The following is a 17,515-nucleotide window of genomic DNA, read 5'->3' on the forward strand; positions in this document are numbered from 1 at the left end:
CGAGCCATGACGAATCAACGCCTGACCGTGGTCATTGCCGCGCACAACGAGGCCCAGGCACTGCCGGTACTGCATCCGCGGATCGCCGCGGCGCTGGAACAACTGGACGGCATCGAAGGCCGCGTCCTGTATGTGGACGATGGCAGCACCGACGCAAGTTGGGCCGTGCTGCAGCGGATCGCCCAGGCCGATAGCCGGGTGGCATTGCTGAGGCTGTCGCGCAACTTCGGCAAGGAGGCGGCGCTGACCGCCGGTCTGGACCAGGTGGAAGCGGGGGCGGCGATGATTCTGGACGCCGACGGACAGGACCCGCCGGAGCTGATTCCGCAGTTCGTCGCACGCTGGCGCGAAGGCTACGACGATGTGCACGGCACACGCATCCAGCGCGAAGGCGAGGGCTGGCTGAAACGGGCGACCGCGCATGGGTTCTACCGCTTCATCGGTCGGCTGTCGAAAACGCCGATACCGGCCGACACCGGCGATTTCCGCCTGCTGTCGCCGCGTTCGCTGAGCGCATTGAAACAACTGCGGGAACGCCACCGTTTCATGAAGGGGTTGTTCGGCTGGGTCGGTTTCAATCAGATCGCCATTCCGTACCGGCGCCAGGCGCGGCTGGCCGGCCGCAGCAACTTCGGCTTTTGGCGGCTGTGGAACTTCGCCCTGGAAGGCATCACCAGCTTTTCCACCGCGCCGCTGCGCGCGGCCACCTATCTTGGGGTGTTGACGGCACTGGTCGCCTTCGCGTTTGCGCTGTGGATCGTGATCAAGGCGATGCTGTGGGGCGATGCGGTGGCCGGCTGGCCGACCATGATGAGCGTGATCCTGTTCCTGGGCGGCGTGCAGCTGGTTGCGCTGGGTCTGATCGGCGAATACCTGGGCCGGTTGTACGAGGAATCCAAGCAGCGCCCGCTGTACCTGGTCGACGTATGGCAACCGGCTGCCGGAGGAGTATCCTCTGGGCAACAGCCCAGTTCGGACGGAGGCTCCCATGCGCACGGTAAGTCAGCTGTTGGAAGGCAAACCCCCTGAGGTCTTCGCGGTCAGCCCGGATGATTCGGTGTTGACGGCGATCAAGCTGATGGCGGAGAAAGGGATTGGCGCAGTGCTGGCGATGCAGGGCGCGCAGCTGGCCGGCATCGTTTCCGAACGCGACTACGCCCGCAAGATCGTCCTGCATGGCCGCTCGTCGGCAGACACGGCGGTGCGCGACATCATGACCGCGCGGGTGGTGACGGTGGGTCTCAACGATACTGTCGACCGTTGCATGCAAATCGTCACCGAAAACCGGATCCGTCATCTGCCGGTGATCGAATCCGGAAAGGTGGTTGGCGTGGTTTCGATCGGCGACCTGGTCAAGGCGGTGATCGAGGATCAGCAGGTCGAACTGGAACAGCTGCAGCGCTATATCGCCAGCTGACCGGCCTTGCCCAAGGCGCCGGCCGGACTATTTCGCGTAGCTGCCGCCGCAACCGCTGTCTTCGCCGGGCCCGGTTTCGATGGTCGCCAGCAGCGCCGCCGGCGGTGCGATAGTGGTCAGCGCCAGCGCCGCCGCGCCGCGCAGGCCCAGGCGCTTGAAGTCCGGACGGAACGACGGATTCTTGAACGTGCCGCTGACCACCAGCGGCGAGCGCAGCGACAGGATGCTGCGGTCCTTCGGGCGCGGGCGCAGCAACAGGTCCAGCGATTCGTCCTTCAGATTGATGCTGCCCTCGCCGACGATGATGGTGTCGGTCGAATCGAACGCCAGCGCACGGGCCCGCATCAGACCGTCGTCGACCGCGAAATCGCCGAAGGCGCAGCGGACGGGGATGACGCGGTCCTTGGTAAGCAGGAACTTCAGCGCTTCGGCGATATCCAGCCCGGCCAGTTCCATCAGCAGGTTGCTGATCTGCCCGCGGCCCATGCCTAGAGCGATATCGCCGTCGGCGCTGCCGAGGATGGCAGCGACCGAATTGCCCGTGCCGCGGATGGCGATATCGCCGCCGATGCGGCCCACCGCGTCGCGGGTGAGCTCGGCGTCGGGAAACAGCTTGCCCAGATCCAGCCCGCGCAATGCCACTTGCGCGTGCGTCTGGATGGTCTGCTTGCGTGCGTCCATGCGGATGTTGGAGCGGATATCGCCGCCGGCGACGCCGAAATTCAGCGGCTCCAACCGCAGCAGACCCGCTTCGAGCCGCAGATGGGCGTCCATGTCGTCCAGCGGCAGCGATGGCGCCAGGATGCGCTGCGCACGCAGGCGGACATCGGCGTCCATCGAACGCAGCTTGGTCAGATCGTATGGCGTATCCGGCAGCACGCGGGTGTCCGCGGCCGCGCGTGCTGCCTGCGCGCGGAGTTCGTCATTGCTGGTTTCGCCGCCGCCGCTCTGCGGCGGCGCGCCGACGAAACCGGCCAGGTCGTCGAAATCCAGGCGTTTGGATGCCAGATCGGCCTTCAGCAGCAGGCGGTCGCCACTGGTATCGATGATGGCGGTTCCTCCCAGGTCGCTGTCGCCGACAACGCCATTGAAGCGGTCATAGCGCCAGATCTGGCCATCGCGGCGGAAGCGCCCATCGAAGCGGTACGGCGGGGTTGCGGGAATGGCCAGCCCGAACAGCGGGTACAGATCTTCCATGTTCTGCCCGGACAGCGCCATGCGCAGATCGAAGTCGCGCAAGCGGAACGGATCGACCAGCTCGCCACGCGCGTGGGCGTGGGTGGCGCCGGCGCTGGCGCGCAGATCGATGCGGTAGGGCTTGTCGCTGTTGCGCAGTTCCAGCGGCGATTCGGCGCGACCGGATACGGTGAAACGATTGTTGGCCCACCGGCCGCCGCCTTTCAGCGTGACGGCCGGTGCGCTGTCGTTGCTGCGCGGAGGCAGGCTGTTGACGTCGATGCGGATGTCGGTGTTCCGCCTGTCATCGACAAAGCGCAGCGCTCCCTGTTCGATCCATATTTTGCGAAAAGTCGGCGGCGTGCCGCTGCCATCATCGTCGCCGAAGATCCAGTTGCCCTTGCCTTCGGGTCCGGTTTCCAGCCGCAGCAAGGGTTTGACCAGGCGGATTTCCGGAATGCGCACGGAGCGGCGAAAGATCAGCGGCCAGATTTCGATGTCCAGCTCGGCATGTTCGGCGGCCGCCATCACCGGCTCCTTGGACCAGGCCGCATTGCCGAAACGCAGTTGCCCGGCCCGAACCGTGGTCACGCGGCCCAGATCCACGTCCAGATTGCCCGCTATACGGAACTCGCGCTGCGTCTGCGCGCTGACCCGGCTTTCCAGCGGGCCCTTGAACCAGTTCCAGTCGAACAGGACCCACAACGCAATCAGCGCCGCGGCGCCCAGTGCCAGCAGCAGGAGAGCCCGCCGGGAAGGAGGTCTGCGCAGAAAACGCGTCTTGCTGGAACGCGTGCTGTCCATGCGGCCAATATAGAAGGCCGGCGTTCAGGGCCTGCGAAAGCCGCGTCAACGCATCAGGGTGAGCGGCAACGACGGTTCAGTTACGAGGCTGGTACCGTTCAGCCGCCCTGCAGCCGGGGCCGCAACACCTGTTCGGTGACGGCCACGTAATGGCAGACGCTGCCCGCAATGACAAACAGGTGCCAGATGGCGTGCGAGTAGCGGATCGATTCGCGATGGTAGAAGAACGTACCCAGGGTGTAGAACACGCCGCCGGCCAGCAGCCAGCCCAGCGTCCAGCCATCCAGCGAGGTCAGCAGCGGTTTGATCGCCACGATCACCAGCCAGCCCATCGCAATGTAGATGATGGTCGACAGCAGCTTGAAGCGGCCGGTATAGAACAGCTTGAAAACCACCCCGGCCACGGCAAGCGTCCAAATCGCGGCGAACAGGCTCCAGCCCCATGGCCCGCGCAGGCCGATCAGCGTGAAAGGCGTATAGGTGCCGGCGATCAGCAGGTAGATGGCGCAATGGTCGAACACCTTCAGCCGCGCCTTGGCGATGGGGTGCTGGATGGCGTGGTACAGCGTGGAGGCGGTGTACAGCAGCAGCAAGGTCACGCCGAATACGATGGCCGCGCCCAATTGCCAGGCATCGCCATGCAGCGCCGTCAGCGTGATCAGCACCGCGCCGCCGGCCAGCGCTGCCGCCGCGCCCAGGCCGTGGGTCAACGCGCTGGCGATTTCGTCGCGGATCTCCGCCCGGCGGACGGCATGGGGGTCGTGGGAGTTCATGGCGGGCGAGGAGTCGGGGCTCATGCGGCGACGTTACCGCATTGCATCATTTCCCGCATCCGCACCCTGGCGGGGCTTTCAGCCGGGAGTCGGCCGCAACGGGCGGGGCGATCCCATTGTGGGAGCGACGTAAGCGCGATGAAGCATTATCGGTAACGCTTCATCGCGACTTACGTCGCTCCCACGGCAGACATGAGGAGAGGAAGACGAGGAGGGCGGCCAGCTCAATCGATGGCCACGGTGTGGGCATGTTCGCGGGTGGCGTGGAAGCTGACCTCCGGCGCCCGTTCCTGCGCCAGTTGCAAATTGACGCGCGTGGGCGCCAGGTAGACCAGTTGGCCGGCCGCATCCAGCGCCAGGTTCATCGCGTTCTTGTCGCGGAATTCCTCGAACTTCTTCGCGTTGCCGCTGCGCACCCAGCGCGCGGTGACCACGCCGATGGGCTCGAAGCTGGCTTCCACGCCGTATTCGTCCTTGAGCCGGTAGGCGACCACGTCGAACTGCAGCGTACCGACCGCGCCCAGGATCAGATCGTTGCTCATCAACGGCCGGAAGAACTGGGTGGCGCCTTCTTCGGACAGCTGCGCCAAGCCCTTCTGCAACTGCTTGAGCTTGAGCGGATCGCGCAGGCGCGCGCGGCGGAACAGTTCCGGCGCGAAGTTGGGGATGCCGGTGAAGCTGATGGCTTCGCCTTCGGTAAAGGTGTCGCCGATGGAAATGGTGCCGTGGTTGTGGATGCCGATGACATCGCCCGGCCAGGCCTCGGCGGCGATTTCGCGGTCGCTGGCCATGAAGGTCAGCGCATTGGCCAGTTTCATTTCCTTGCCGCTGCGTACGTGAAAGGTCTTCATGCCGGCAGTGAACCGGCCCGAACACACCCGCATGAAGGCGACCCGGTCGCGGTGCTGCGGGTCCATGTTGGCCTGGATCTTGAACACGAAGCCGGTCAGCTTTTCCTCCACCGGCTGCACGCTGCGCGTGGTGGTCGCACGCGGCTGCGGCGGTGGCGCGTGCTGGACGAAGAAATCCAGCAGCGGCTGCACGCCGAAGTTGTTGACCGCCGAGCCGAAGAACACCGGCGTCTGCCGGCCGGCGCGATAGGCGTCCAGGTCGAAGGGATGCGAAGCGCCCTGCACCAGTTCCAGCTCATCGCGCAGATGGGCCAGCATCTCGGCGCCGATCTTGGCTTCCAGGCCGGGATCGTCCAGCGAGGCGAAGATGGTCGAATCCTGGCGGGTGAAGTTGCGGCCGGGTTCGTACAAATGCACTTCGCCACTGACCAGGTGCACGACGCCCTTCAGGCGGCTGCCCATGCCGATCGGCCAGGTCACCGGTGCGCACTGGATGCCCAGCACGCTTTCCACTTCGTCCAGCAGCTCGATCGGGTCGCGGCCTTCGCGGTCCAGCTTGTTGATGAAGGTCATGATGGGCGTATCGCGCAGGCGGCACACTTCCATCAGCTTGATGGTGCGCTCTTCCACGCCCTTGGCCACGTCGATCACCATCAGCGCCGAGTCGACCGCGGTCAGCACCCGGTAGGTGTCCTCGCCGAAGTCGGCGTGGCCGGGCGTGTCCAGCAGGTTGACGATCTTGCCTTCGTAGGGGAACTGCATCACCGACGAGGTCACCGAGATGCCGCGCTCCTTTTCCAGCGCCATCCAGTCCGAGGTCGCATGGCGCGCGGCCTTGCGGCCCTTGACCGAGCCGGCCATCTGGATGGCGCCGCCGAACAGCAGCAGCTTTTCGGTCAAGGTGGTCTTGCCGGCGTCGGGGTGGGAAATGATGGCGAAGGTGCGGCGGCGCGCGGCTTCGGCGGGGACACCTGGCATTGGAGCAGCTGACATCGGAGCAGCGGACATGGCGATGGCGCCCGCGCGGGCGCGACTGGAGAACGGGAAGCTGGCGATTATAGCGCCCGCGGGGCTGCCGCCGGCGCCGGCGGCTCCTGGCTGGGGAACTTCAGCTGCCCGAGCGGGCCGAACATGCGGAACGGAATCGACTCCAGCCGCATGCCGCGGTTGACCTGGATGGCGAAATGCAGGTGCGGCGCGGTGGAAAAACCGGTGTTGCCGGACAGGCCGATGTACTGGCCCTTGCGCACATACTGGCCGACCCGCACCTGTACCCCCTCGGGCTTGAGGTGGGCATACACCGCCATCGTGCCGTCGGCATGCAGAATGCGGATGAAGTTGGCGCGACCGCCGAATTTCTCGCGATTCAGCCCTGCCTTGTCGAAATCCGATTCGACCTGCATCACCACGCCTTCGCGGACAGCGACTATCGAGGTCCCCTCCGGCACCGCGAAATCGATCGCATGCAGGTTCTGCGCATCGCTGTGGCTGAAGCTGCCGCCCGGGCCTTGATCGACACGCACGCGGCCGTAGTCGAACGGCAGCCGGTAGTCGTAGTCCTGGGGATGGGCGGCCGGGTCGCCGGGCAGGGCATCCAGCAGCAATTCGAAATCGCCGCCGCGCATCGGGTCGGTCACCACGATGTCGGCCACCAGCACGCTGCTGCGCGCCGGGACCGTCGCCCGCGCCGGCAACGCCGGCCGGCCGACCACGTTGCGGTCGCGCTTGAACCGCAACTGCACCTCGACCGGGCCATGCATCAGATTGTCGGCCCAGGCCTGGTAGCGCAATCCCTTGTTCTCCAGGCGCAGGCGGACCAGCGCGCTGGGCGGATTGCGGAAGCGGATCACATCCACTCCGTCGGCGGCCAGATCGCCGGCCTCCGGCGGACGATCGCCGTACTGGGTATATCCCTGCTTGTCCTTCCAGCGGTACAGGCGGGCGGCCTCGGCCGGCGCCAGGCCCGTGCAGAGCAGGATCAGGGACAGTGCGATGGTTGCAGCGGTTCGCATCGCCATGCTCAGCGTCCGCAGTCGTCCCGCAGTTGCAGGGCGCGTACGATGTCGCGCAGATCGAACGCCGCCAGCGACTGATCGTTGTGCAGCGCGAACAGCGCGCCGGCCGGGAAGCGGGCGGTGGGCGAAGCATGCACCGTCTCGCCGTCGGTATTGGCGACCTGCTCGCCGGCGAAGACGCCGCGGGGCTCCAGCGTGGCGCGATCGAAAAGCCGGAACAGCGTGGGACTGACCTGATCCACGGCCACCCAATAGCCATCCTCGAACGAGCAGGCCCACAGCGCAATGCCTTCGGCATCGGCGTCGAAAGGAGGCAGGCTGCGGCCGCGGTAGGGTCCGTTCAGCGAGTACTCGCGCAAGGTCGAACCGACGCGGCGGTCTTCCTCGGCAATCAGCAAGCGGTCGTGCACCGGGTCGCCGGCGATCGATTCCACCATCCGCAGCGCCCCGTCCTCGCCGGTGTCGCCGAACGCGCCCAGGTAGTCGGCCTGCACGCCGGCGCCTTCCAGGGTGACCCGGAAGCGCTTGACCCGCTGGTCCAGTTCCGCCATTGGCGGCAACAGACCGGTCTTGAAATCGGCCATGAAACTGTCGGTAACCAGCACTTCCAGCTCGCCGGGCCCGGTTTCGTGCAGCCAAAGCCCGTAGGGCACCTGCAGCTGCTCCTCGCCGAAGCTGCCGCGCGGGATGAAATCGGGCAGTTCGAACACCTGCACGCGGCGGTTGTCGCGCTCGACCACGAACACGGCGTCGCCGAACACGGCAATGCCGTTGGGCCGCTTGAACTGGCCGGGGCCGTGTCCGGGTTCGCCGAAGGTGCGCAGGCGCTGACCGCTGTCGCCGTCGTAGACGGCCAAGCGGTGGCTGGACTTGGCGGTGGCGATCAGCCAGACCCCGCCGTCCTCGGTGGGCCAGGCGGCAACCGAATCCAGTTCGTCCCCGGCGACGGGCGCGGAAATCCAGGCTTCCGGCAGCACCGCGTCCGCCGCGGTCACAGCGCTCGGGGCGGGCGGGCGGGAGGCATTGGGAGCAGGGGCGGTGGCGCAGGCGGACAGCAGGGCGGCGCACAGGGCGCCGGGCAGGAATTTCCTTGTCATGTGGAAATTATGCGGCATGGCCGCCGTCTCCGGGAGGGAGGCGGCCAAAACTCTATCGCTTTATCCGAATAAAGCGATTGACATCCCGGTTTTGCGCTGGCAAGCTGGCCTCACCATCGAGACCGGCGGAGGGACAGGCCCTTTGATGCCGGGGCAGCCAGCGACGCGCAAGCGCCGTGGTAGGTGCCAAATCCTGCGGGGATTTCGCTTTTTCCAGAAGCGAGCGTCCGCCGAAAGATGGTTCGATCCGTGCCTCTGCACGGCGAACGCGAGCTCCGCGAAGCTCGATGGTTGTAGTCCTTTCGCCAGGTTGGACCAGGCGAACGGCCACTCCCATTGGATACCGCCATGAGCTTCGTCAACACCGCCCTGCAATCCGCCACGACCGCTGTCTCGCCCGTCGCTGATGCGCTGTCGTATCAGCGCGACGACGACGCATCCGCGCGCCGCGGCGAGATCGTCCTGGACCTGGCGATGCGGCACGCCGGCACCCGGACGGTGCGCCTGCGCTACGAATTGCATGGCCCGGCCGATGCGCCGGTGGTGTTCGTCGCCGGCGGCATTTCCGCGCACCGCCATCTGGCCGCCAACGATGTCTTCCCCGAATCCGGCTGGCTGAATGCGCTGGTCGGCACCGGCCGCGCGCTCGACCCAAGTCGCCGTCGCCTGCTGGCAATCGACTTCATCGGCGCCGACGGCCATCTGGACGTCCCCATCGAAACCGCCGATCAGGCCGACGCCATCGCCCATCTGCTGGATGCGCTGGCGATCGGCCAGCTGCATGCCTTTGTCGGCTACTCCTACGGCGCACTGGTGGGTCTGCAACTGGCCGCGCGGCACCCATCCCGGCTGCAGCATCTGGTCGCCGTCAGCGGCGCCCACCGCGCGCATCCTTACGCGGCGGCCTGGCGCGCGTTGCAGCGGCGTGCGGTGCTGCTGGGCCAATTGCAATGCGCCGATGCACAGGGCCTGTCGCTGGCGCGCCAGTTCGCGATGCTGAGCTACCGCACGCCGGAGGAGTTCGACGAGCGCTTCGACGCGGCGCCGGAGATCGTCAACGGCCGTGTGCGCTGCGCTGCCGAGGATTACCTGGACGCTGCCGGCGCGCAATACGTCGCCCGTACCCCCATCAACGCCTACGTGCGCCTGTCCGAATCCATCGATCTGCACCGCATCGATCCCGCCGCCATCGGCGTGCCCACCACCGTGGTCGCGGTGGAAGGCGACCGCCTGGTGCCGCTGTCCGATTCGGTGGCGCTGGTCGAAGGGCTGGGTACGCTCGGCCAGCTGCGCGTGCTGCGCTCGCCGTACGGCCACGACGCCTTCCTGAAAGAAACCGATCGCATCGACGCGATCCTCGCCAGCGCCCTGCGCACCGGAGAAACCGCATGAGCCAGCTTCAAACCAGCCAGTTCCACAGCGAGGCTGCCGAAACCGCCGAAGAAGTCCCGTGTCGTGCCGCTACCGCCGCCGTGCGCGCCGGCATCGACCGCGACACCGCCTACGGCGCGGTAACCCCGCCCATCGTGCTGTCGTCGAATTTCAGCTTCGACGGTTTCGGCAACAAGCGCGAGTACGACTACACCCGCAGCGGCAATCCCACCCGCGACCTGCTGGGCGAGGCGCTGGCCGAACTGGAAGGCGGCGCCGGCGGCGTGGTCACCTCCACCGGCATGGGCGCCATCAACCTGGTGCTCAACGCGCTGCTGCAGCCGGGCGAGAAACTGGTGGTGCCGCACGATGCCTACGGCGGCAGCTGGCGGCTGTTCAATGCGCTGGCCAAGAAGGGCCACTTCGACCTGATCACCGCCGACCTGACCGACCCGCGCTCGCTGGCCGATGCGCTGGCGCAATCGCCGAAGCTGGTGCTGATCGAAACCCCGTCCAATCCGCTGCTGCGCATCACCGATCTGCGCTTCGTCATCGATGCCGCGCACAAGGCTGGGGCGATCACGGTGGTCGACAACACCTTCCTGTCGCCGGCCTTGCAGAAGCCGATCGAATTCGGCGCCGATCTGGTCATTCATTCGACCACCAAGTACATCAACGGCCACAGCGATGTGGTCGGCGGCGCGGTAGTGGCGCGCGATGCCGAATTGCACCAGCAATTGGTGTGGTGGGCCAATGCGCTGGGCCTGACCGGTTCGCCGTTCGACAGTTTTCTGACCCTGCGCGGTCTGCGTACGCTGGATGCGCGCCTGCGCGTGCACCAGGAAAACGCCGATGCCATCGCCGCGCTGCTGGACCAGCATCCAGCGGTGTCGCAGGTGTATTTCCCGGGGCTGGCCTCGCATCCGGGCCACGCGCTGGCCGCGCGCCAGCAGAAGGGCTTTGGCGCGATGCTGAGCGTCGAGCTGGATGGCGGCGAGGCGGCGGTGCGTGCGTTCGTCGATGGCCTGCGCTACTTCACCCTGGCCGAATCGCTGGGCGGCGTGGAAAGCCTGGTCGCGCATCCGGCGTCGATGACGCATGCGGCAATGACGGCCGAGGCCCGCGCCAAGGCCGGCATTTCCGGCGGGCTGCTGCGGCTTTCGGTCGGCATCGAGGCGACCGAGGACCTGCTGGCGGACCTGTCCCGTGCGCTGGCACGCGCGGAACTGGCCGCCGCCGAATCCAAACGCAAACTCGCCGACGCATGAGCGCCGTCGTCCGACTGGCCGACGCGCCGGTGGCGGCAGCGCCGCGGCTGGCGTTGCTGGGCACCGGCGTGGTCGGCAGCGCGTTCGTGGCGCGCTACCGGCAACTGACCGAACGCGGCGTCCGCCTGCCGGCGTTCGGCTGGTTGGCCAATTCGCGGGCTTTGCATCGCTGCGGGGAAGATCCTGCCCAGGCCCTGGGCCAGGCCGTCGCCGCCCCCGTCCGCAGCCAGACGCTGCCGCCATGGGCGGAGAACGAAGGCCTGCGCGGCGGCGATATCGTCGTCGATGCCACCGCCAGCGAGACCGTGGCCGACTGGCATCCGGAGTGGCTTGCGCGCGGGGTGCATGTGGTGACCGCCAACAAGCTGGGTACCGGCGCCAGTGCCCTGCGCGCGCAGGCGATCCAGCATTCGCTGGAGGCAGCCGGTGCGCGCTATGGCGACAGCGCCACCGTTGGCGCGGGCCTGCCGCTGCTGTCCAGCCTGCGCGCACTGGTGGCCGGCGGCGACCGCATCCATCGCGTCGAAGGCGTGCTGTCCGGTTCGCTGGCGTGGCTGTTCAACCGCTACGACGGCTCGAGGCCGTTTTCGCAACTGGTCCGTCTGGCGCGCGATGCCGGCTACACCGAACCGGATCCGCGCATCGACCTGTCCGGCGAGGACGTGCGCCGCAAGCTGTCGATCCTGGCGCGCGCGGCGGGGTTGCCGTGGCAGGCCGAGCAGGTGCAGGTCGAATCGCTGGTGCCCGCGACGCTGGCAGCGCTGCCGCTGGAGCAGGTGGACGCGGCACTGGAGCAACTGGATATTCCGCTGGCCGGGCGGCTAGGCCTGGCCCAGCGCGACAACGCCAGACTGCGTTTCATTGGCCGTTTCGACCGCGATGGTGCGGGCGTGGGACTGCAGGCGCTGGCGCCGGAGCACCCGTTGTGCGGCGGCGGCGGTACCGATAACCGCGTGGCCATCTTCAGCGACCGCTACCGCGAGCAGCCGCTGCTGATCCAAGGGCCGGGTGCGGGCGCCGACGTCACCGCAGCGGCATTGCTGGACGATGTGATCGCCATTGCCGGCCGCTGAGAAGCTGTTCGCGATGCTGCTGCGCCCGGCATGCGGCGACGCCGCTATTCCATTCCCAGCTTCTTGAGCTTGTAGCGCAGCGCGCGGAAGGTGATGCCCAGTTGCGCGGCCGCCTTGGTCTTGTTCCAGCGGTTGTCTTCCAGCGCCTTCTGGATGGCGGCGCGCTCCAGCTGCTCGATGTAGGAGGGCAGGGCGCCGGCGGCGTCGGCGTCCAGCGGCGTGCCGCCGGGATCGGCGCCATCGTCGAAGTCTTCGCTGAACTTCTTCGCCGCGCTGCTGCTCTGCGGCAGGTACAGATCGTCCACTTCGATGCTGTGGCCGTCGGCCATGGCCAGCGCGCGTTCGAGGATGTTTTCCAGCTCGCGCACATTGCCGGGAAAGCCGTAGCGGCCCAGCGCCGCCATCGCGTCGGGCGACACCGACGGCGGGTTGCGGCCGTGCTGCTCGGCCAGGCGATCGAGGATGGCGTGGGTCAACTGCAGCAGGTCGCCGGTGCGTTCGCGCAGCGGCGGCACGCGCAGTTCGATGACGTTGATGCGGTAGTACAGGTCATGGCGGAAACGGCCATCGTTGGCCAGTTCGCCCAGATCCTTGTGGGTGGCCGACAGGATGCGCACGTCGACCTGCACCTCCGACGAGGCGCCGACCGGGCGCACCGCTTTTTCCTGTATCGCGCGAAGCAGCTTGACCTGCATCGGCAGCGGCAGCTCGGCTACCTCGTCCAGGAACAGCGTGCCGCCGCTGGCGGCCTGGAACAGGCCCTGCTTGTCGGCGTGGGCGCCGGTGAAGCTGCCTTTCTTGTGGCCGAAGAATTCGCTTTCCATCAGTTCGGCCGGAATCGCCCCGCAATTGACCGGAACGAACGGACCGGCGGCGCGCGCGCCCTGCTCATGGATGGTGCGTGCGACCAGCTCCTTGCCGGTGCCGGATTCGCCCAGGATGTAAACCGGTGCCTGGCTGCGGGAGACCTTGCCGATGGTTTCGCGCAGCGTGGCCATGGCGACCGAATCGCCTAGCAGGCGGCTGGCCTGTTCCGGCGGCGGCACGGGCGGGGCGCGCTCGGCATTGTTCAGTTCCAACGCGTGCTTGACTAGCCCGCGCAGTACGGTCAGATCCACCGGCTTGCTGACGAAATCGAAAGCGCCGGCTTTCAATGCTTCGACCGCCAGTTCGATATTGCCGAATGCGGTGATCATCGCAACCGGGGTGCTCGGGTACTGACGGGATATTTCGCCGACCAGATCGATGCCGTTGCCGTCGGGCAGGCGCATATCGGTGAAACAAAGGTCGTAGCGGTTGCGCGAAAGCAGCTCGCGGGCCTCGCCCAGATTGGCGGCGGTATCGATGCGCAGGCCCATCCGGCCCAGCGTCAATACCAGCAGCTCGCGGATGTCGCGTTCGTCGTCAACGATAAGGGCACTACGGTCTTGGCTCATGAATCCCCCTTCAGCCCCTGTGCGTTGAGTGTAACGGCTGAATGCGAAACGTTGCTAGGGCCAGCCCGGTTTGACGTGACGTGGTTCGCATCGGCCTGGGCGCGCTGATGGCGGCCGTTCGATTCATGCCGGCAGCAGTGAGTGCGGACCGGGCATGGTTATCCGGAAGCAACTGCCGCCGCCCGGAACGGCGACGTATTCCAGCGAGGCCTGGTTGGCGCGGCACAGTTCGCGCGCAATATACAGGCCCAGGCCGGTACCGTGTTCGGAGGTGGTGAAGAACGGCCGGAACAGTTGCGCGACAACGCCCTCGGGAATTCCCGGGCCGCGGTCGAGCACGTCGATCGTCGGCCGCTGTTCTGCCTGGAACACGCGCACCCGCACTCGCGCCGGTTCGCCTGGCAGCCGGCCATAATTGAGCGCGTTCTGCACCAGCACCGTCACCACCTGCTGCAGGTGGCGGGCATCGATCAGCGCCTGGACCGGCTTGGCGCCGACCACCGCCACCAGGCTGTCGGTTTCGATGGACAGCGTCTGCTGGTATTCGTCGACGAAGCGCCGCACGAAGGCATTGAGATCCACATGCTCCGGGACGGCGCGTTCGCGCCGGGCCAGGCCCAGCACGCTTTCGACGATGCCGTTGGTGCGCTGGCATTGCTGGTGGATGATCTGCAGCAGCCGGCGGTCGCCATCGACGATGCTGTCCGATTCCTCCAGCAACTGCACGGCGTAGTTGATCGCCGCCAGCGGGTTGCGGATTTCGTGCGCCAGGCTGGCGGAAAACCGGCCCAGCGCTGCCAGGGTCAGCGATTCGGCACGCCGCGACACCACGGTGGCGTCGTCCAGGAAAATGATCGACGTTTCGCTGTCGGCCAGCAGGCGGGCGAAGCGCGGCTGCACTTCCGGCTGCTCCGGCGACAGCTGCAGCGGCAGTTCTTCGCCTTGCCAGCCGTTGCGCCACAGCTGCAGGCGGCGCGCCAGTTCCGGCGCGGCCTTGGTCAGCAGCGTTGCCTGATCGCCGTGCTGGCCTTCGCCGCTGTCGCCCAACAGCCCGCTGGCGGCCTCGTTGGCCAGCTTGATGCGGTTGTCGGCATCGACCACCAGTACGCCGGTACGCATGCGCCGGATGATCAACTCGTTGATTTCGAACAGGTTGGCGACTTCCGCCCCGCGTTTTTCCGCCAGCGCCTGGCTGCTGCGCGCGCGCTGGCCAATCTGGAAGGCCAGGTAGGCCACCGCCAGGTAGCCCGCGGCGAACATCATGACTTCGGCCAGCGAGCGGTCGGTCGCATCGTTGACGGTGGCCCAAAGGAACTCGCCGAACAGGCCACCGACCGCCAGCAGCGTCACCGCCAGCGCCAGGTAGCGCGAGGTCAGCAGCAGCGAGGCCGCTGAGATGTTGAACAGCAGCATCATCGCGATGCCGGCGGTGGCGCTGGGCAGGGCGTGGGTAATCAGCACTGCGGCAGCGATGTCGACGCAGGTGCTGACGAAGACCAGAACCGTCAGCCACTGGTGCTGCCGGGCCAGCAGCAGGAACAGCAGGGTGGCGCTCAGGTAGCCGATGGCGACCGCGGTGCCGAGCATGGGATGGCGGGGTTCGCCCAGCATGGTGGCCAGCGGGCTGAACAGCAGCGCCGCCAGCAGGCCGGCTTCCAGCACCCGGTACAAGGCGAAGAAGTACAGCTCCCGGGCGGGCGCCGATTCGATGCGTGGGATCAACGATTGGCGCAAACCCGTGCTTCCCGCGGAACGAGGGCCACAGTATAGACAGGTCCGCGACCCGGCCTGCCGCTGGCAGGGGGCGCGAGCGCCTGGTTTTGCGCCTCCCGCCCCGGTCGGCGACAATAGGGGGCTCGCCTGAGCCGCCGGCCGTGTTTCCACGGGTTCCGGGCTCGGGCGATGTGTCTTGCTTTACTTCTGTTCCCTACCCACGGTGACGCATGAACTTCCACGAATACCAGGCAAAACAACTGTTTGCCGAATACGGCATTGCAGTCCCGGCCGGGCGCGTCGCGCGCACGCCGGAAGAAGCGGTCGAAGCCGCCAAGTCCATTCCGGGCGATCTCTGGGTGGTCAAAGCCCAGATCCACGCGGGCGGCCGCGGCAAGGCAGGCGGCGTCAAGCTGGCCAAGACCCTGGACGAGGTCAAGCAGTACGCCACCGCCATGCTGGGCACCCGCATGGCCACCTACCAGTCGGCCGGCGTTGCCCTGCCCATCGATGCGGTGCTGATCTCCGAGGGCACCGACATCGCCAAGGAACTGTACCTGTCGGTGCTGGTCGACCGCGCCAGCAAGGCCGTCACCTTCATCACCTCCTCCGAGGGCGGCGTGGAAATCGAGAAGGTCGCCGCCGAAACGCCGGAGCTGATCCATCAGCTGGACGTGAACTTCGTGCAGGGCCTGCAGCCCTACCAGTGCCGCGAAATCGGCTTCAAGCTGGGCCTGAACGCCAAGCAGGTGGGCCAGCTGACCAAGATCATGATGGGCCTGTACAAGCTGTTCAACGAAAAGGACCTGGCCCTGGTCGAGCTGAATCCGCTGGCCATCCTGACCAATGGCGATCTGGCCGTGCTGGACGGCAAGGTCAATTCCGACGACAACGCCAGCTTCCGCCATGCCGACCTGGTCGCCATGCGCGACAAGGCGCAGGAAGACGAGACCGAAGTGCTGGCCTCCGAGCATGACCTCAACTACGTGACCATGGACGGCAACATCGGCTGCATGGTCAACGGCGCCGGCCTGGCCATGGCCACGATGGACGTCATCAAGCTCAGTGGCGGCGAACCGGCCAACTTCCTGGATGTGGGCGGTGGCGCCACCAAGGAGCGCGTGACCACGGCATTCAAGCTTATCCTGTCGTCCGACAAGGTCAAGGCGATCTTCGTCAACATCTTCGGCGGCATCGTCCGCTGCGACATGATTGCCGAAGGCATCATCGCCGCGGTCAAGGACGTGGGCGTCAAGGTGCCGGTGATCGTGCGCCTGGAAGGCACCAACGTGGAAGCGGGCAAGAAGCTGCTGGCCGAATCCGGTCTGGCCATCCTGCCGGCCGACGACATCAACGATGGCGCGAAGAAGGCCGTTGCGGCCGTCGCTGCTGCCTGAGCCCCGGACGAGACTAGGAAACAACATGAGCGTTTTGGTCAACAAGAACACCAAGGTCATCGTGCAGGGCTTCACCGGCCAGCAGGGCACCTTCCACGCCACCCAGATGGTGGAGTACGGCACCCAGGTCGTCGGTGGCGTCACCCCGGGCAAGGGCGGAACCACCCATATCGAACTGCCGGTGTTCAACACCGTGCGTGAGGCGGTCCAGGCCACCGGCGCCGACGCGTCGGTCATTTACGTGCCGCCGCCGTTCGCCGCCGACGCCATCCTGGAAGCGGCCGACGCCGGCATCAAGGTCATCGTCTGCATCACCGAAGGCATCCCGGTGCTGGACATGCTGCGGGTGAAGAACACGCTGAAGGGATACCCGGATGTGACCCTGATCGGGCCCAACTGCCCGGGCATCATCACTCCGGGCGAGTGCAAGATCGGCATCATGCCGGGCCACATCCACAAGCCGGGCAAGATCGGCATCGTCTCGCGCTCGGGTACGCTGACCTATGAAGCGGTCAAGCAGACCACCGACGTGGGCCTGGGCCAGAGCACCTGCATCGGCATCGGCGGCGATCCGATCAACGGCCTGAACTTCGTCGATTGCCTGAAGCTGTTCAACGAAGACCCGCAGACCGAAGGCATCATCATGGTCGGCGAGATCGGCGGCAGCGCCGAGGAAGAGGGCGCCGAATACATCGCCAAGCACGTCAAGAAGCCGGTGGTCGGCTTCATCGCCGGCGCTTCGGCCCCGGCCGGCAAGCGCATGGGCCATGCCGGTGCCATCGCCTCGGGCGGTAAGGGCACCGCGGAAGGCAAGTTCGCCGCGATGGAAGCGGCTGGCGTCACCATCGTCCGTTCGCCGGGCGACCTGGGTGCGGCGATTGCGGCACGGCTGAAATAAGTCCTACCGCCTTTCGCTACGACAGAAAGCCGCCTTCGGGCGGCTTTCTGTTTGGGCAGGATGGCGGGCCAAGCGGAGTTCGGGAGTCTGGAAGGGATTCCATGTACTGCGCTTCTGGAATAATGAGAGCATGGCGAATCTTGAAGGCGTTCATGCGCGGCTCCTTTGCCGGCCCATGGACGCTCGCCCCCATCCCAGCCTTCCCCCGCAAGCGGGGGAAGGGGCA

At 66.7% G+C, this 17,515-nt stretch carries 15 protein-coding genes and 1 riboswitch; of the genes, 7 read left to right on the forward strand and 8 right to left on the reverse strand.

Going from position 1 to position 17,515, the window contains the following annotated elements:
* The first annotated feature begins 6 nt into the window (after window positions 1-6).
* Both CRO39_RS07195 and CRO39_RS07200 read left to right on the forward strand, forming a co-directional pair.
* Window positions 7-1,029: a glycosyltransferase family 2 protein gene (locus CRO39_RS07195; protein WP_097121183.1), complete on the forward strand. Its 1,023-nt coding sequence runs from the start codon at window positions 7-9 to the stop codon at window positions 1,027-1,029.
* Window positions 989-1,417: a CBS domain-containing protein gene (locus CRO39_RS07200; RefSeq protein WP_097121332.1), complete on the forward strand. Its 429-nt coding sequence runs from the start codon at window positions 989-991 to the stop codon at window positions 1,415-1,417. The genes CRO39_RS07195 and CRO39_RS07200 overlap by 41 nt, the downstream gene beginning before the upstream one ends.
* Before the next feature lie 27 nt (window positions 1,418-1,444).
* Here the strand turns inward: CRO39_RS07200 and CRO39_RS07205 are convergent, their stop codons facing one another.
* From CRO39_RS07205 to CRO39_RS07225, 5 genes are all read right to left on the reverse strand, one after another.
* Entirely contained in the window at window positions 1,445-3,397 is a 1,953-nt protein-coding gene (locus CRO39_RS07205) for an AsmA family protein (RefSeq protein ID WP_097121184.1), read from the reverse strand.
* A 98-nt stretch (window positions 3,398-3,495) separates the two neighbouring features.
* On the reverse strand, window positions 3,496-4,194 hold the full coding sequence (gene trhA / locus CRO39_RS07210) for a PAQR family membrane homeostasis protein TrhA (RefSeq protein WP_176520168.1): 699 nt from the start codon (window positions 4,192-4,194) through the stop codon (window positions 3,496-3,498).
* Window positions 4,195-4,394: 200 nt separating this feature from the next.
* Complete coding sequence (locus tag CRO39_RS07215) at window positions 4,395-5,999, reverse strand: peptide chain release factor 3 (protein WP_097121186.1); 1,605 nt, start codon at window positions 5,997-5,999, stop codon at window positions 4,395-4,397.
* Between the two features lie 77 nt (window positions 6,000-6,076).
* Window positions 6,077-7,033, reverse strand: a complete 957-nt coding sequence (locus tag CRO39_RS07220; RefSeq protein WP_238394726.1) for a peptidoglycan DD-metalloendopeptidase family protein — start codon at window positions 7,031-7,033, stop codon at window positions 6,077-6,079.
* Between the two features lie 8 nt (window positions 7,034-7,041).
* On the reverse strand, window positions 7,042-8,133 hold the full coding sequence (locus CRO39_RS07225; protein WP_097121188.1) for an NHL repeat-containing protein: 1,092 nt from the start codon (window positions 8,131-8,133) through the stop codon (window positions 7,042-7,044).
* Window positions 8,134-8,243: 110 nt separating this feature from the next.
* A riboswitch (SAM riboswitch) is annotated at window positions 8,244-8,377 on the forward strand.
* Window positions 8,378-8,481: 104 nt separating this feature from the next.
* Here CRO39_RS07225 and metX point away from each other — a divergent pair.
* The 3 genes from metX to CRO39_RS07240 are packed head-to-tail and all read left to right on the forward strand — an operon-like array spanning window position 8,482 to window position 11,845.
* Window positions 8,482-9,525, forward strand: a complete 1,044-nt coding sequence (gene metX, locus CRO39_RS07230; RefSeq protein ID WP_097121333.1) for a homoserine O-succinyltransferase MetX — start codon at window positions 8,482-8,484, stop codon at window positions 9,523-9,525.
* On the forward strand, window positions 9,522-10,772 hold the full coding sequence (locus CRO39_RS07235; RefSeq protein WP_097121189.1) for an O-succinylhomoserine (thiol)-lyase: 1,251 nt from the start codon (window positions 9,522-9,524) through the stop codon (window positions 10,770-10,772). Before metX ends, CRO39_RS07235 begins: the two co-directional genes overlap by 4 nt.
* The gene (locus CRO39_RS07240; RefSeq protein ID WP_097121190.1) at window positions 10,769-11,845 is read left to right on the forward strand and encodes a homoserine dehydrogenase family protein; all 1,077 of its coding nucleotides are present in this window, start codon (window positions 10,769-10,771) and stop codon (window positions 11,843-11,845) included. Before CRO39_RS07235 ends, CRO39_RS07240 begins: the two co-directional genes overlap by 4 nt.
* Window positions 11,846-11,889: 44 nt before the next feature.
* Here the strand turns inward: CRO39_RS07240 and CRO39_RS07245 are convergent, their stop codons facing one another.
* A complete protein-coding gene (locus CRO39_RS07245) occupies window positions 11,890-13,281 on the reverse strand; it encodes a sigma-54-dependent transcriptional regulator (protein ID WP_097121191.1) in 1,392 nt (463 codons plus the stop codon).
* A gap of 123 nt (window positions 13,282-13,404) precedes the next feature.
* Window positions 13,405-15,015 carry a sensor histidine kinase gene (locus tag CRO39_RS07250; protein WP_097121192.1) on the reverse strand — a complete coding sequence of 537 codons (1,611 nt, stop codon included), beginning with the start codon at window positions 15,013-15,015 and terminating at the stop codon, window positions 13,405-13,407.
* Between the two features lie 209 nt (window positions 15,016-15,224).
* Between CRO39_RS07250 and sucC the strand changes: the two genes are divergently transcribed.
* On the forward strand, window positions 15,225-16,391 hold the full coding sequence (gene sucC, locus CRO39_RS07255) for an ADP-forming succinate--CoA ligase subunit beta (protein WP_097121193.1): 1,167 nt from the start codon (window positions 15,225-15,227) through the stop codon (window positions 16,389-16,391).
* A gap of 25 nt (window positions 16,392-16,416) precedes the next feature.
* Window positions 16,417-17,289 (forward strand): succinate--CoA ligase subunit alpha, encoded by an 873-nt coding sequence (sucD, locus tag CRO39_RS07260; RefSeq protein ID WP_097121194.1) that lies wholly within the window; start codon window positions 16,417-16,419, stop codon window positions 17,287-17,289.
* A 16-nt stretch (window positions 17,290-17,305) separates the two neighbouring features.
* Here sucD and CRO39_RS20875 read toward each other — a convergent pair whose 3' ends face one another.
* On the reverse strand, window positions 17,306-17,443 hold the full coding sequence (locus tag CRO39_RS20875) for a hypothetical protein (RefSeq protein WP_162125857.1): 138 nt from the start codon (window positions 17,441-17,443) through the stop codon (window positions 17,306-17,308).
* Window positions 17,444-17,515: the final 72 nt, after the last annotated feature.

This window comes from Pseudoxanthomonas wuyuanensis, assembly GCF_900215535.1.
GTDB lineage: Bacteria > Pseudomonadota > Gammaproteobacteria > Xanthomonadales > Xanthomonadaceae > Pseudoxanthomonas_A > Pseudoxanthomonas_A wuyuanensis.